Annotated in this window: 13 protein-coding genes and 1 tRNA gene; 4 read left to right on the plus strand and 10 right to left on the minus strand. The window is 47.0% G+C overall.

Annotated features, from left to right (window positions below; translation table 11 throughout):
* Positions 1–4 precede the first annotated feature (4 nt).
* The 9 genes from nqrF to putA form a co-directional block, all read right to left on the minus strand.
* Positions 5–1,222, minus strand: a complete 1,218-nt coding sequence (nqrF, locus tag MTBPR1_RS13295) for an NADH:ubiquinone reductase (Na(+)-transporting) subunit F (protein WP_069189493.1) — start codon at positions 1,220–1,222, stop codon at positions 5–7.
* A gap of 28 nt (positions 1,223–1,250) precedes the next feature.
* Positions 1,251–1,859: an NADH:ubiquinone reductase (Na(+)-transporting) subunit E gene (gene nqrE, locus MTBPR1_RS13300; RefSeq protein WP_069189494.1), complete on the minus strand. Its 609-nt coding sequence runs from the start codon at positions 1,857–1,859 to the stop codon at positions 1,251–1,253.
* 2 nt (positions 1,860–1,861) lie between these two features.
* Positions 1,862–2,509 carry an NADH:ubiquinone reductase (Na(+)-transporting) subunit D gene (locus MTBPR1_RS13305; protein WP_069189495.1) on the minus strand — a complete coding sequence of 216 codons (648 nt, stop codon included), beginning with the start codon at positions 2,507–2,509 and terminating at the stop codon, positions 1,862–1,864.
* 9 nt (positions 2,510–2,518) lie between these two features.
* Complete coding sequence (locus tag MTBPR1_RS13310) at positions 2,519–3,295, minus strand: Na(+)-translocating NADH-quinone reductase subunit C (RefSeq protein WP_069189496.1); 777 nt, start codon at positions 3,293–3,295, stop codon at positions 2,519–2,521.
* The gene (locus MTBPR1_RS13315) at positions 3,288–4,496 is read right to left on the minus strand and encodes an NADH:ubiquinone reductase (Na(+)-transporting) subunit B (protein ID WP_069189497.1); all 1,209 of its coding nucleotides are present in this window, start codon (positions 4,494–4,496) and stop codon (positions 3,288–3,290) included. Before MTBPR1_RS13315 ends, MTBPR1_RS13310 begins: the two co-directional genes overlap by 8 nt.
* Before the next feature lie 2 nt (positions 4,497–4,498).
* Positions 4,499–5,842: a Na(+)-translocating NADH-quinone reductase subunit A gene (locus MTBPR1_RS13320; RefSeq protein ID WP_069189498.1), complete on the minus strand. Its 1,344-nt coding sequence runs from the start codon at positions 5,840–5,842 to the stop codon at positions 4,499–4,501.
* A 359-nt stretch (positions 5,843–6,201) separates the two neighbouring features.
* A complete protein-coding gene (gene nqrM / locus MTBPR1_RS13325) occupies positions 6,202–6,423 on the minus strand; it encodes a (Na+)-NQR maturation NqrM (RefSeq protein ID WP_069189499.1) in 222 nt (73 codons plus the stop codon).
* A 36-nt stretch (positions 6,424–6,459) separates the two neighbouring features.
* Complete coding sequence (locus tag MTBPR1_RS13330; protein WP_069189500.1) at positions 6,460–7,482, minus strand: FAD:protein FMN transferase; 1,023 nt, start codon at positions 7,480–7,482, stop codon at positions 6,460–6,462.
* 73 nt (positions 7,483–7,555) lie between these two features.
* A complete protein-coding gene (gene putA, locus MTBPR1_RS13335; protein WP_069189501.1) occupies positions 7,556–11,047 on the minus strand; it encodes a bifunctional proline dehydrogenase/L-glutamate gamma-semialdehyde dehydrogenase PutA in 3,492 nt (1,163 codons plus the stop codon).
* 134 nt (positions 11,048–11,181) lie between these two features.
* Here putA and MTBPR1_RS13340 point away from each other — a divergent pair, with 134 nt between their 5' ends.
* Together MTBPR1_RS13340 and yddG are read left to right on the plus strand one after the other, a co-directional pair.
* A complete protein-coding gene (locus MTBPR1_RS13340; RefSeq protein ID WP_069189502.1) occupies positions 11,182–11,934 on the plus strand; it encodes an AraC family transcriptional regulator in 753 nt (250 codons plus the stop codon).
* Positions 11,935–12,003: 69 nt separating this feature from the next.
* On the plus strand, positions 12,004–12,882 hold the full coding sequence (gene yddG, locus MTBPR1_RS13345) for an aromatic amino acid exporter YddG (protein WP_069189503.1): 879 nt from the start codon (positions 12,004–12,006) through the stop codon (positions 12,880–12,882).
* 6 nt (positions 12,883–12,888) lie between these two features.
* Here the strand turns inward: yddG and MTBPR1_RS13350 are convergent, their stop codons facing one another.
* On the minus strand, positions 12,889–14,808 hold the full coding sequence (locus MTBPR1_RS13350; RefSeq protein WP_069189504.1) for a DEAD/DEAH box helicase: 1,920 nt from the start codon (positions 14,806–14,808) through the stop codon (positions 12,889–12,891).
* Between the two features lie 288 nt (positions 14,809–15,096).
* On the opposite strand from MTBPR1_RS13350, the gene MTBPR1_RS13355 reads away from it, so the two are divergent.
* Both MTBPR1_RS13355 and MTBPR1_RS18010 read left to right on the plus strand, forming a co-directional pair.
* Positions 15,097–15,172: transfer RNA gene (locus tag MTBPR1_RS13355), tRNA-Thr, on the plus strand.
* Between the two features lie 76 nt (positions 15,173–15,248).
* Entirely contained in the window at positions 15,249–15,623 is a 375-nt protein-coding gene (locus MTBPR1_RS18010; RefSeq protein WP_126465238.1) for a hypothetical protein, read from the plus strand.
* The last annotated feature ends 76 nt before the right edge of the window (positions 15,624–15,699 follow it).

Below are 15,699 nucleotides of genomic sequence, written 5' to 3' on the forward strand. Positions count from 1 at the left end.
GCGATTAACCGAAGTCGTCGAGCAGAATGTTTTCTCGCTCTACACCAAGGTCAAGCAGCATCTGAATAACAGAAGAGTTCATGATGGGTGGACCACAGAGATAATATTCACAATCTTCTGGGGCTGGGTGATCTTTAAGATACTCTTCCAACAGAACGTTGTGAATGAAGCCTGTGTAACCTTCCCAGTTATCCTCTGGCTGAGGATCAGAAAGGGCACAATGCCACTCAAAATTATCATTCTCTTCAGCCAAGCCATCGAAATCTTCAACGAAGAACATTTCTTTCACAGAACGTGCACCGTACCAGAAAGAGATTTTGCGTTTTGATTTCAGACGTTTGAGCTGATCAAAGATGTGTGAACGCATTGGCGCCATACCGGCACCACCACCAACAAAGACCATTTCGTTATCGGTATCACGGGCGAAAAACTCACCGTATGGACCGGAAATAGTTACTTTATCGCCAGGTTTCAGGTTCCAGATATATGTGGACATGATCCCTGGAGGAATACCTTCAGAACCCGGAGGAGGCGTTGCGATACGGACGTTAAGCATAACTTGGCCTTTTTCGTCCGGATAGTTCGCCATGGAATAAGCGCGCAAGCAATCTTCTTCTTGCTTGTGGCTGATATCCCAGAACTTGAAGTGGTCCCAATCGCCACGATATTGTTCTTCAACATCAAAGTCTTTGAAGGAAATATCATATGGTGGTGATTCAATTTGAATATAACCACCAGCGCGGAATGGCACGTCTTCACCTTCAGGCAGTTTAAAGATTGGACATTTAATGAAGGTTGCCACGTTTTCGTTGGACACCACTTCACATTCCCATTTCTTCACACCGAAGACTTCTTCAGGCACATCAATCTTCATGTCTTGCTTAACAGCAACCTGACAGGACAAACGACAACCCTCACGGGCTTCACGTTTGTTAACATGAGATTCTTCGGTTGGCAGAAGCGTTCCGCCACCTTCATGGACCTTAACAGTACATTGACCACAAGAGCCGCCACCGCCACAGGCAGAAGGAACAAACAGTCCGTTATCCGCCAATGTGGTCAGAAGCTTGCCACCCGGGGCAACTTCAATAGTTTTTTCGTCGTTGATCAGGATCGATACGTTCCCTGATGGTACAAGCAACTTTCTGAATAACAGAATGATGACCACCAAAGCCAGTACGATGGCTGTGAAAACAACGACACCTGCTGTAAATTCTTGCATGGTTTTTACCTCGTTTCTTTCTTCAGCCTTACAGCTTCACGCCTGAGAATGCCATGAAACCCATGGACATCAGGCCAGCTGTAATAAAGGTGATACCCAGTCCTTGCAGACCTTCTGGCACGTCACTGTATTTCAGTTTCTCACGTACACCAGCCATTGCCGTAATCGCCAATGCCCAACCGATACCGGAGCCGATACCGTATGTAACAGATTCACCAAAGTTATAGTCACGTTCCACCATGAAGAGTGCACCACCAAGGATCGCACAGTTTACTGTGATCAATGGCAAGAACACGCCCAATGCGTGGTAAAGTGCTGGGAAGAATTTATCGAGGACCATTTCAAGGATCTGTACGATCGCGGCAATTACCCCGATGTAACAGATCAAACCAAGGAAACGCAGGTCAAGGTCTGGCATACCAAGCCAAGCCAACGCGCCTTCATTCAAGAAAAAGGACAAGATCAGGTTGTTGGCAGGCACTGTGATGGCTTGCACCACCACAACCGCAATACCAAGACCAAGTGCTGTTTCAATTTTCTTCGATACGGCAAGGAACGTACACATCCCCAAGAAGAAGGAAAGTGCCAGGTTCTCAATGAAAATCGATTTTACAAATAAGCTAAGATAGACTTCCATGATTAATACCTCGCCGGGAAGGAGATTTTAAAGTCACGTTCTTCAACTTGTGCCGTTTTGTAAGAGCGTAAAGCCCAAATCAAAAGACCAATGACGAAGAATGCACTTGGTGGCAGCAAGAGCAAACCGTTAGGAACATACCAGCCACCGTCATTCACGGTTGGCAAGATTGTAATGCCCATCAGTTTACCGGCACCAAACAGTTCACGAATAACTGCAACGGAGATCAAGACCACACTGTAACCAAGACCGTTACCAATACCGTCAAGGAAACTCTTAACGGGTGGGTTGGACATTGCAAATGCTTCTGCGCGGCCCATAACGATACAGTTTGTGATGATCAGACCCACAAATACAGACAGCGTTTTACTGACTTCATATGCGTAAGCCTTAAGCAGTTGGTCAACAACGATTACCAGTGAGGCAATAATAACCATCTGTGCGATGATACGAATGCTGCTGGGGATCTGGTTGCGGATACAACTAATCAGGAAGTTGGAAGATGCAACAACCGATGTCAGCGCAACACACATGATTAACGATACGGTTAATGATGATGTCACCGCCAATGCAGAACAGATACCCAGTACCTGCAGCATAATCGGGTTGTTATCGAGTAATGGGTCCCTAAGGACGTTATCTTTCGCCATCTCTGCCCCCTATTGTTTAATGTTACGCAAGAAAGGACCAAAGCCTTTCTCACCGACCCAGAACTGAACAAGGTTGTGTACACCAACGCTGGTTAGTGTCGCACCCGCAAGCGCGTCAACCTGATGATCGCCAGAAGCCACACCCTTAACGACGGAGATTTTTACATCACCAGAGGTGTCATAGAGCTTTTTATCAGCCCATAGACCACGCCATTTTGGGTTATCAACTTCACCACCCAGACCGGGTGTTTCTGCATGTTCATAAAACTGCAGGCCAGAAACGGTGTTCAGATCAGGTTTCAAAGCAACAAAACCGTATAATGTTGACCACAGACCATATCCATGGACTGGCAAGATCATCTTTTTCAGCTCATCGCCTTCTTTAACCAGATAAACACTGGCAAGGTTGGCTTGACGCTTGATGCTTGCAATATCATCAGCTACAGGCAGAGTTTTGCTTTGTGCCGGGTCTTTAGCTGCTTTGCGTTGGTCATAGGTCACTGCATTAGCGGCATCACTATATTGACCTGTAGACATGTCAACCAGACGCGGTTCGATCTTGCTTGAGAAAGCAGTTTCGATATCTGCGCCATCTTCATAAAGGCCGGCAACTTGAAGAATAATCTTCTTTTTCGCCAAGCTTTTATTCAGTTCTTGTGTTGGTTTTAGCATAACGGCTGCTGCCGATACCGCGATAGAGGCGATAAGGCTCAGCGCAACGGCAACGATAATTGTACGTACCGGTGTTTCAGCAGGAGCTGTTGCATTTTCTTCGTTATCAGACATTGCGACTCAGCCTCCGTTTGATATTCGCTTTAACAACAAAGTGGTCAATGAGTGGCGCAAAGATGTTACCGAACAGAATCGCCAGCATCATCCCTTCAGGGAAGGCCGGGTTAACCACACGGATCAAAACAACCATCACACCGATCAACGCACCATATACCCAGCGACCTTTGTTGGTCATCGCGCCTGAAACAGGCTCAGTTACCATAAAGATCAAACCAAAGGCATACCCACCAATGACCAGATGCCAATACCATGGCATACCAAACATTGGGTTGGTGTCACTACCGATTGAATTGAACAGGAAGCTTGTCGCGATCATACCGATCAAACAACCTGCAATCAGGCGATAGTTTGCAATTTTACTGAAGATCAGGAACGCACCACCGATGAAACAGGCCAAAGCAGACGTTTCACCAAGCGAACCTGGGATAAAGCCCAAGAATGCATCCATCCAAGTAATGCCAGCCTCAGGAAGGGCCGCAAAGCCTTTCTCATTGGCAATGCTCAGTGCTGTAGCACCAGAATAGCCATCAACAGGCACCCAAACCGCATCGCCAGATTGGCTTGCAGGATAGGCAAAATACAAGAACGCACGACCAACAAGTGCCGGGTTCAGGAAGTTTTTACCTGTACCACCAAAGACTTCTTTACCAATGACAACACCAAAGGAAATCCCCAAGGCCACCTGCCACAATGGTGTGGTTGGCGGAAGGATTAGGGTGTAAAGCATTGATGTTACAAGGAAACCTTCGTTTACTTCGTGCTTGCGCACAACTGCAAACAACACTTCCCAAACACCACCAACGGCAAGCGTGACGATGTAAATCGGCAAGAAGTATAAAAGCCCGTGGAACATATTGGCAAACATGCTGTTTGGATCAACACTCACACCTAAGGTGCTGAGGATCATACCGCGCAGATCGTCCTGAGGGACGCCGCCAAATTGTTGCAAGGCTGTGTTTGCTTGCAGGCCTGTATTATACCAGGCAAATAAAATACATGGGATTGCAGCCACAACCACGTAACTCATCATACGTTTAAGATCCATATGATCACGTGCGTGTGGTGCTTTGTATGTCACATCTTTCGGGGAATAAAGGAAAGTATCAACCATCTCGTAGAGGGCATAATACTTTTCATACTTTCCACCGACATCAAAATGATGATGCATACTGTCGAAGAATTTACGGAGCCCCAAGATTAGCCCTCCTTCTCGATCTTAGTGAGGTTCTCTCTGAGCGCTTCACCATAGTTATATTTACTATGACAAACAAAGCTACATAGGGAGAGATCTTCCTCATCCAATTCTAATGCGCCAAGCGCTTGCGCACTGTCGGTATCCATCACCAACAAGGCACGCAACAATTGCGTTGGCAGAACATCCAATGGCACAACAGCTTCATAGGTTCCGATCGGCACCATCGCACGGTAGCTACCGTTACGGTTGGTGGTCAGATTGAAGAGTCTGCTGGGTGTCAAAGCAGAAAGATTGACACGTGCAAAGGAGAACTTATCGAATTTCGGGATTAACCACCCCAGAATTTCACGATCGCGTCCTTCATGCAGAACCGTTACCTGTGTGTGGTAACGCCCAAGGAAAGAGAAGCTATCTTCGGCATTGTCACCTGATAGAAGTGAGCCGGAAATGACACGACAATCATCAAAGTTCAGCTCATCAGCTGTTAGTTCTTGCAGGTTGGCACCAATACGTGTGCGCACCAAACGCGGTTTTTTCACCCCTGGACCAGCCAGAGAAACCACACGGTTTGGCGAACGCTCACCATTGATGAACAATTTACCAATGGAAATCACATCCTGATAATTGATCGTCCAAACAGACTTTTCAGAACTTACCGGATCCAAGAAATGGATGTGAGTTCCTGCATTACCTGCTGGGTGCGGACCTTCGAAATCTTCAAAACGAACATTTTCAATGTCAGCGCCCGGCATATCGCCACCGGGGTACTTACAAACATATGTCGGTCCCTCAGTCAGCTTTGAAATCAGCGCAAGACCATTGTAAAAGTCTTCTTTGGCGTCATTGATAATCACGCTTGCATCAGCTGCCAGCGGGTTACTATCCATGGCCGTTACGAAAATCGAGCGCGGTGTATCTGATGAATGCGGCACCTTGCTGTAAGGGCGTGTACGAAAACATGTCCAGCCCCCAGAAGATGTCAACTGTTCGCGGATTTTCTCCACGGACAAACCTGCCAACTCTTCTGGCTTATGTTTGTCAAACTGAACAGCTTGTTCGTCTTCATCTAGTTCAATCACGACCGATTCGAGCACACGACGGTGCCCACGGTTGATGGCAACAACTTTACCACCGCCCGGAGACGCATACGTAATATCGGGACATTGTTTATCAACAAACAATGCCTGACCACGTTTTACCTGATCACCCACAGCCACCTTCATAGAAGGTTTAATCCAGCCAAAGTTGGGCCCTAATAGGGCAACCGTCTTAACGGGATTGCCATCGTAAATCTGTTGCTCCGGGGCCCCGATGATCGGGACATCCAAGCCCTTTTTAATTCTCATCCCCAAACTCTATCCCTCTTCTAGCTTCGCATTATCTGCGAAGGGACAAACTCAAGCCCTTATCTAAAAGGATATTAGACAAAGGCGAAACGTACACCGAGTAACACAGAATAGGGCGCGGTGCAATTGTCATATTGACTTTTATTGGTAAGACCTTATCTAGGTTTTCCGGTGTTTTTCACACTTTTTTCGAACTGTTTTAAACTCAATTCCTGCATTTCTATAGGCAAGCAAGCGATTCGGCTACCCACCCATTAAAAAGAGCGAGCATTAAGTCATCTTATGTGTGATAAAAATGGAAAATTGGTGATACCGATTAGAAACAAAAAAAGCGACTTAGAAAATCGCTTTTTTACAGATCAATGTTCGGCTTCTTCAACGCCCATGCGCTCACGCAATTTGCGTTGATAGCAACTATTTGGGTCGTGGGGACGTTTGCACACCACGCAATGGTCGGCATCACTAATGGCATTGAGCCCGCCACAGCTTCCCTGAATGGGTTTGCGCTTAAACATCACGCCAACTGCCATACCTGCAACAACAAGAATGATAACGCCGAAAGCCAGTAAAAATTGTTCCATAATGTATTCTCCTAACTTTTAGGCCTTGTTGTATGCCTATTGTACCTTATTTTCATACGTTTCGAAATGAGAAGAGCGTTTTTCAACGAATCCCTCGCCATCGCGAATGAGGAAAAAAGCGGCAATGCCATGCTGTTCTGCCAAAGCCGGACCCTCAACTTCTCCCAGTGCCAGCAGGGCTGTTGCCAAACCATCTGCTTGCATGGCGCTTTTACTTAAGACGCTGACCGATGCAAGCCTATGTGCGACAGGCCGCCCCGTTCTGGGATCGATAATATGGGTATAGCGCTTACCGTCTCTTTCAAAAAAGTTCCGGTAATCTCCCGATGTTGCCATGCCTGCCCCGTTAATCGCCACAATACGATGCACAGAACGGCTGGTCACATCCGGTTTTTCAATCGCTATTTTCCAAGGCTCGCGCCGAACGTTGGTGCCTTTTACTCGCAAATCACCCCCGATTTCAACCATGTAATTTTCAATTCCCTGACTTTCCAGATAATCAGCTAATTGATCAATCCCAAAGCCTTTGGCAATGGCAGATAGATTTATGGTCACATCAGGATGGCTTTTGCGCAGGGCAGGCGGTGCTGCTTGAAATGCGATTTTATCATGGCCAATTGAGGCCAGCGCTGTTCTAATTTCTTGATCTGAGGGTGTTTTCTTTGTTGGGCTACGGGTGGAAAATCCCCACAGTTTGATCAGGGGTTCAATGGTGACATCAAAAATGCCATTGCTGAGTTGGCTTATCTTATGCGCTGCGTCTGTCACATGAAAAAGGTCTGGGGAGACGTTGATCCAGTCAGTTGATTTTGACTGATTAAAACGCACCAGCTCAGAATCCTTCACCCAAAGAGACATTTTGTCATTAACGTCTTTCAAGATCGTACTTAATTGAGCCTGAAGCTTTTCAGCGGGCAATTCGTTTGGAAGGTCAATCACCTTCACATTAAAGGTCGTTCCCATGGTGGCGCCTGAAAAGGTGGTTTCAGTACCCGGCTTTGGCCCATTGTCGCAGGCTGCAACCATTACCAGCAGCATGACAGCTACGATATATCGCATGGAAAAGACCCCTTTTTACTATAAAGCTCCGCAATATATTTGAAATCTCATCTGGGGTAAAGGAGAGACCCGTTTAGGAGGTCATCGCCAGTAAAGCAGCATTACCGCCTGCTGCTGTTGTATCAATGCAAAGATGACGTTCAAGCTGGCAGCGTTCAGCCATATTTTTTTGGTTGATTAAAGGGAGAATGGCCCCGTCCCGTTCAGCCAGTGCCTTGCGAATAGCTCTTTGATCGCTCTCCTCACTCCACACTGCAACTGCGCCAAATCCATTTAGTTTTGCAAGGTCTGTGCGTGTAAGGAAACCTGATAAGCAGCGCGGGCCTTTTGCTTCAGGCACAATGATTAACGTAGCACATCCATTTTCTTTGGCAATTTGGGCTTGGAGCATGGCGTCTTCAATTGTGGGGCCAAGGCATAAGATCAGGCCTCTGGCATAAGTCGAAAGGACATTGCTTTCCCCTGTTGGGCCGGGCATGACCTTGGAGCTGAGCTTATGAGGCGTAGCACTGGCGAATTCATCAATGGCTTTTTGCACTACATTTAGGGCTAAAGCATCCGTTGCTGTGACCTTGTGGGTTGTTGTGTTTTCATCAATCGTGAAACGCTTAACATAATGAGGCCCACCTGCTTTCGGCCCCGTGCCAGACAGACCTTCACCGCCAAAGGGTTGGGAGCCCACAATGGCCCCGATCTGGTTGCGATTGACATACATATTGCCAACATTGAGGTTTGAGGTGATTTTTTCCACCCGCTCATCAATGCGGGTATGAAGACCAAAGGTCAGGCCAAAGCCCGAGGCGTTGATATCATCGACAATTTGATCAAGCTCACACGCTTTAAAGGTTGCCACATGCAGGATGGGGCCAAAGATTTCTTCAGCCATATCCCCAATACCGCCTACCTGAATGACAGCCGGGGCCACAAAGCTGCCGATGGTTGGGCAGTATAGTTGCTTTAACAGTTTGCCTTCAGATTTCGCGGCTTGAACATATCGATTGATTTTATCTTGGGCTGTGCGGTCAATAACGGGTCCGATATCGGTTGAAAATATCCAAGGATCGCCAAGGTTGAGCTCATCCATTGTGCCATAGAGCATCTCGATAAAGGCCGCTGCAATGTCTTTTTGCACATAGAGAATGCGCAAGGCTGAGCAGCGTTGGCCTGCTGATTGAAAAGCGGAAATGATGACATCTTTAATGGCCTGTTCCGGAAGGGCTGTTGAATCGACAATCATGGCATTTATGCCCCCGGTTTCTGCAATCAGCGGGGCACTCACAGGGGCATCTTGGGCCATGGACTTATTGATGGACTGCGCTGTGAGCATGGAACCTGTAAAACAGACCCCATCAATGTTGGCATGGGCTGCAAGGCGCGCGCCCACAACACGGCCTTCACCGGGTAAGAGCTGGAGAACATCTTTGGGCACACCTGCTTCATGCAACAGCTTTACCGCCACTGTAGCGCATAAGGATGTGGTTTGAGCTGGTTTTGCCAAAACGCCATTTCCAACTGAAAGGCCGGCTGAAATCTGCCCGGTAAAGATTGCAAGGGGGAAATTCCAAGGTGAGATACAGGTGAAGATGCCGCGCGGAGTGCTTTCTTCTAAGGCTTCAGCCTGATCGGCGTAATAGTGCAAAAAATCAACGGCCTCGCGCAGCTCCCCAATAGCATCAGCAGTGACTTTTCCGGCTTCACGGGTGAGAAGGGCGAAAAACTCACCGAAGTTTTCCTCAAACAAATCAGCTGCTTTGCGCAAAATGCGTGAGCGCTCAGCCTGATCACAGTCTTGCCAAGCTCTGGCGTTTTTAAGGGCCGTTTCTACATCTTCAGCATTGGCATAGGTAAGCGTTCCAACACTATCACTAGGGTCCGCTGGGTTTTTGACACTGACATTTTCAGTACCTGTCGCTTTGGCAATCATAAGCGGCCCGCCAGACCAGTGATGGGTCTTGAATGCTTGGCGTGCATTTTCAATGTCAAGAAGGTCATCCTCATTATGCAAATCCCAGCCTTTGGAGTTTAGGCGTTTTTTGCCAAAAAGCTCTTGGGGTTTGGCAATTTTTAAGGGTTTGGCTAAATCAGCTTGGGCGGCAATGATTGGGTCTTGGGCGATATCACCAGCAGGAACGGAGTGATCAACGATCTGGTTTACAAAGGAAGAGTTCGCACCATTTTCCAAGAGGCGGCGCACTAAATAGGCCAGAAGGTCACGGTGGGGCCCAACCGGAGCGTAAATACGACATTTCACATTATCACGCTCTAAAGTCAGGCGGTGTAGAACTTCGCCCATGCCATGCAGGCGTTGGAATTCAAAAGGCGTCTCTTTATTGGCGAGTTCCAAGACCATGGCAACGCTATTGGCATTATGGGTGGCAAATTGGGGATAAAGACGATCTGTCATACCCAAAAGTTTTTCAGCACAATAGATGTAAGAACAATCGGTTGCCGGTTTTTGGGTAAAGACCGGAAAATCAGAAAGCCCTTGGAGCTGGGCGCGTTTAATCTCACTATCCCAATAAGCACCTTTGACCAGACGCACCATTAATTTGCGATCATATTTTTCAGCGGCCTCATAGAGCCAATCAATGACAAGGTTGGAGCGTTTATTATAGGCTTGAACAACCACACCAAAACCATCCCATCCTTTAAGGCGCTCATCACTTAAAACAGCTTGAATAACATCAAGGGAGAGATCAAGACGATCAGCTTCTTCAGCATCAATATTAAGCCCCATATTGGCATCTTTTGCCAAGAGCGTCAGCGATAGGGTGCGCTCAACCAGTTCTTTCATCACACGTTCTTTCTGTGTGACTTCATAACGTGGATGTAGCGCTGAAAGCTTTATGGAAATGCCGGGGTTTTTAGCAACAGAGCCTTGTGTTGACGTTTTAGCAAGGGTTTCAATTGCAGCCTTATAGGCGTTGAAAAACTTGGTTGCATCAGCTCTCGTCAAGGCGGCTTCGCCTAACATATCGTAAGAAAAGTTATAGCCAAGCTTAGCTAATTCATCCCCGCGTTTAATGGCATCTTCAATGGTCTCGCCTAAAACAAACTGGCTGCCCAACTCTTTCATGGCGTGTTTAATCGCACTGCGAATAACAGGTTCACCCAGTCTCTTAACGATACCATGAAGAATTGAGCCCAGACCATGGGAATAACGATCATCCAATAGGCTTCCGCTCAGCATCAATCCCCATGTGGAGGCGTTTACCAGCAAGGATTGCGAATGACCAAGATGTTGGCTCCAAGCTGAAGGGGCGATTTTATTTTCGATTAACTCATCTATTGTGGTCGCATCGGGCACGCGCATTAAAGCTTCGGCTAAACACATCAACGCCACGCCTTCATCTGTGGAAAGGCTATATTCAGCGAGAAAATTTTCTAACAAGGCGGGGCTGTCGTCTTTTCGAATATCTTCAATGAGCGTGATGGCTCTTTCTTGGATGGATAGACGTTCTTGAACAGAAAGCGTTGAACTTTCAGCCATTGAGGCTAAAACGGCTTCATCACTTTTTAAGTGAGTTTTTCGAATGGCTTTTCTGATCTGTTCAATCGCGAACATCCTGTAAGCACCTTTATAAGATTCAAACCCTTACATATTACATTGTTATAAAAAAACGAGTTTCACGATTTTTTTCAATCTCTGGTGATTATCGCATTTCGCTTGCGCCAGCCAAAACTGTGTTATGATTGAGCATGTCTGATTATCTTCGAAAATATCAAGCGGTTCATACCAGCCATACTCATGATGATTTCCATCAGATTATTTTACCCATTACAGGGAAGCTGGAGCTGGAAATTGAAGGTCTAGGTGGGGATGTAAATGGCCGCACCATTGGCATTGTCACATCCGGTGAAAAACATGCTTTTCGCGCCAAGGGCAAGAATAACTTTCTCGTGCTTGATATTCATAATGAAAAGATTGATCAAAATTTGGAAGAGGTCTGGGCGCGTGCCATTGAAGAGCCTTTTCATTCCATGTCTGAAGCCTTGCTCAGCCTGACGGATTATGCCGCTTTTTGCGCACAGGAAAAGATGCCTCACAATTGGTTGGAAACATGGCAACAGCTGTTTTTAACGACCCTTGAATGTGATCTGGTCAATGACCTGCCTGCCTTGCCGGCGCGCATTGATAAAGCGATTAAATATATGCAGGCAAATATGGGCAGTCAGGTTCGCAACTTAGATTTAGCCAATGCGGCATGTTTGTCGCCTGCGCGTTTTTACGAGTTATTTCAACACTCAACAGGCATTTCTCCGCAGCAGTATCTCACTCAGTGCCGCTTAAAAATGGCAAAGCGACTTATTCTTCAAGGTGAAAGTCTCTCTTTTGTCGCTGATGAGGTTGGCTTTTCTGATCAAAGCTCTTTTGGACGTGCCTTTCAAAAAGCCTATGGCCTATCGCCGGGGCAATGGCGCAAACAAGAGTCTGAAACCAAAAAATCATAGACCGGGCCAAGATGCTTCTTTGAAAGCATGTGATGATGAACCATTACTGTTTATAAAAGGACATTTTAGATGCGCAATAAAGCCACGCTTACAGGGATGAGTGCCATTGTCATGTGGTCTATGTTGGCCCTGTTTACTGCTGCCACACAAGGCATTCCCCAGTTTCAACTGCTCGCCTTAACTTTTAGTGTGGGTGGATGTATCGGGTTGATCTTTTTGTCGCGCAATGGGGCCAAGGGCTGGAAAAAACTTAAACAGCCGATCCTTTCATGGGTCATTGGTGTGGGTGGCTTGTTTGGCTATCACTTTTTCTATTTTACAGCTCTGTCACATGCCCCTGTCGTGGATGCCAGCTTGATTGCCTATCTCTGGCCCTTGTTGATCGTTTTGTTTTCAGCCTTTTTGCCCGGTGAGAGCCTGCGTTGGTATCATGTGGTTGGGGCTATAACCGGATTGTGCGGGGCGAGCATTCTGGTTTTGCAAAAAGGGGAGTTCACTTTTTCTGCTGAATATAGCTTTGGCTACCTGGCCGCAGTTGTATGTGCGCTGGTCTGGTCCATATATTCCGTGCTTAACCGCACCCAAGGTTCTGTGCCCACAGAGGCGGTTGCAGGGTTTTGTATCCTAACAGCCATCCTTGCCTTTTTCAGCCACCTCATGTTTGAGCAATGGGTAATGCCGCAGACAAGCCAATGGATTGCTATCATCGCGCTTGGTATCGGTCCTGTCGGGGCTGCCTTTTACACATGGGATTTTGGCACCAAGCATGGCAATATTAAAATGCTTGGTGTTTTATCTTATAGCGCCCCTTTATTAAGCACGCTGCTTCTTGTCATAAGCGGACAGGCAACGGCAAGTTGGAATCTTGCAATCGCCTGTATCTTAATCACAGGGGGCGCCATTATCGCCTCATTGGATTTCTTTTCACAGCGATGGGCGAGGGCTTAATATGATTTAAGCCTTGGGTTTACGTTTGCGTTTTAAGGGAGCCATGCCCGCTTTATTATCGCCATCTTTTTTCGGCTTATAAGACTTTTTAGACTTGGGCTTTGCATCCTTCTTGTCAAAAGACTTGCCTTCACTTTCTTTGCGCACAGGCTTATCTTTTTTATCGAATTTGCGTTTTTCACCGGATTTTCCGCGGTGCGCTGGTTTTCTGGGGCGACGATCACCGCGTTCAGAGCGATCTCCTCGCTCAGAGCGCTCGCCTCTATCGTTGCGATCATTGCGACGCGGACGTCTTTTGCCACGGCTATCTGACTTGAACTCTGGCACTTCATTGAGTTTATCCACGCTCACGCCGTTTTCAACTTTGCGGCTTGGGCCAACAGCAGCCAAGAACTTATCAACGCTCTCAGGATGAAATTCTACATAGGTGACTTCATCTTGAATTTTAATCGAGCCAATTTCGCCCTTGGTAATGTGACCAGCGCGACACAACATCGGCAAAATCCAGCGTGGCTCTGCATTATGTTTGCGCCCAACTGACAGGCTCACCCAGACCCCATTTTCAAAATCAACCCGTGGGCCTTTTTCTTCGCGTTTGCGATCGCGCCCTTGTGGCGCATCAAGCAATTCTTCCGGTACGGGCTGTCCGGTATTTTGCAAGCGCACCAAGGCCAAGGCGATTTGTTCAGGCGTGAATTTTTCCATCACGTCTTGAACAAAAGCGGTTTCGTTTTCTTCAATCGGTGTTTCAAATGCCGGATTGGTCAAGAAACGTTCTTGGTCACGCTTTAAGACTTCTTCCACAGACGGCGGTTTGGCCCAGTCTACTTTGATCTTGGCATGATCAAGCAAACGTTCTGTGCGACGGCGCTGGTTAAACGGCACCACCAACGCACTCACCCCTTTGCGCCCAGCGCGACCTGTACGACCACTGCGGTGAAGCAAAGCCTCACTATTGCGCGGCAAATCCGCATGGATCACCAGCTCCAAATTAGGTAGATCAATCCCGCGCGCGGCCACGTCTGTTGCCACACAAACACGTGCACGACCATCACGCATGGCTTGTAAGGCATGGGAACGTTCATTCTGGCTCAACTCGCCTGATAAGGCCACGACTGAGAAGCCGCGGTTATTCAAGCGGCTGTTTAAATGGTTTACGGTTGCGCGCGTGGCACAGAAAATAATGGCATTTTTTGCTTCATGAAAACGCAGGATATTAATGATGGCATTTTCACGATCGCTTGGTGCAACGGTGAAGGCTTTATATTCAATATCACGGTGTTGTTGTTCTTCTGCCTTTGTTTCAAGACGTACCGCATCGCGTTGATAGCGTTTTGCCAAATTGGCAATGCCACGCCCTACCGTGGCAGAAAACATCAAGGTGCGGCGATTTTCAGGTGTTGTATCCAAGATACATTCCAGCTCTTCGCGAAAGCCCAGATCAAGCATCTCATCGGCTTCATCCAGCACGACACAACGCAAGGCTGAGGTATCAAACGAGCCACGCTCAATATGGTCGCGCAGACGACCCGGTGTGCCCACAACAATATGGGCGCCACGTGATAAGTTGTTGCGCTCTGTGCGCATATCCATGCCACCGACACAAGAAGCCACTTTCGCCCCTGTGATTTCATAAAGCCATTCCAGCTCACGCTTCACCTGAAGGGCCAGTTCGCGTGTGGGGGCGATTACCAAAGCCAGTGGTTTATCAGCACGGGAAAAATGATCAGCATCTTGTAAAATTGTTGGCGCAAAGGCCAAGCCGAAAGCGACGGTCTTACCCGATCCGGTCTGGGCAGATACCAAGGCATCCACATCTTGCATCTCTGGGGTAAGAACAGCTTTTTGAACGGGTGTGAGAGTTTCATAGCCGCGCTTGTTCAAAGCTTGTTCAAGCGATGAAACGACACCTTCAAATTCGGTCATTAGTTTTCTTTCGGCAGGTGGGCAGGATTAGGCGTGCCCTGATTTTATAGGGGAAGTCGGCTTATATAGACCACAATCTACAATTAAAATAGCATTATCTTAAGGCGTACATATAGGAAGCTCTTAATCAATCACCAGCGATTATCCCATTTGTAACCCTGTAAAAGCCATAAGGTAATGAAATTAGATGTTTTTTTCGAAATGTAAAAAAAAACTATCATTTTTCTCTTGCACTCTTAAAGCCATTGAGCTAATTTCCGCCCGCTTCCCAAGGGATGCAACACATATGCCTCTATAGCTCAGTTGGTAGAGCAACTGATTTGTAATCAGTAGGTCCGCAGTTCGAGTCCGCGTGGAGGCACCATAATTTTCAAAGGCTTAGCAGTTTTCTGCTAGGCCTTTATTCTTTTGAGATACGTTTTAGGTAACAAAAAATAGGATTGGTTACCGAAGGGATATTTTTATTATTCCAGCCCTCATTTTCACAAGAGTTGCTGAATTATCTCTCAAACCTATTCATAGTTGTTTCAAGTATCAACATTGAGGGTAAGAGAGATGAAAAGATCATTCTTTGTATTGCTAGCTTTATGCTTGGCTACTCAACCCTTTTTGATGAAGAAGTGTTAGGTGAAAAATTAACAGATATTCCCAGAGCAAAGAAATGGCTTGATGCTTCTATCAAAGCAAACCCCTTAAACGGACAGTTTGTCGGCAGTGAATTTGTAAATCAAAACTCCCTTGTCCTTGCTCAACTATACTTTCAAAAAGCAGTAAATGGCAAGCCTGGCAAGCCTGGCAAGCCCCTAGTTTGTTAGACAGTTGATAGCTTCTCAAAATACCGTCTTTCAAACTCAACAGGGGATATCCCATCATTATTTCCGTGACGGCGTG

Source organism: Candidatus Terasakiella magnetica (assembly GCF_900093605.1).
Lineage (GTDB): Bacteria > Pseudomonadota > Alphaproteobacteria > Rhodospirillales > Terasakiellaceae > Terasakiella > Terasakiella magnetica.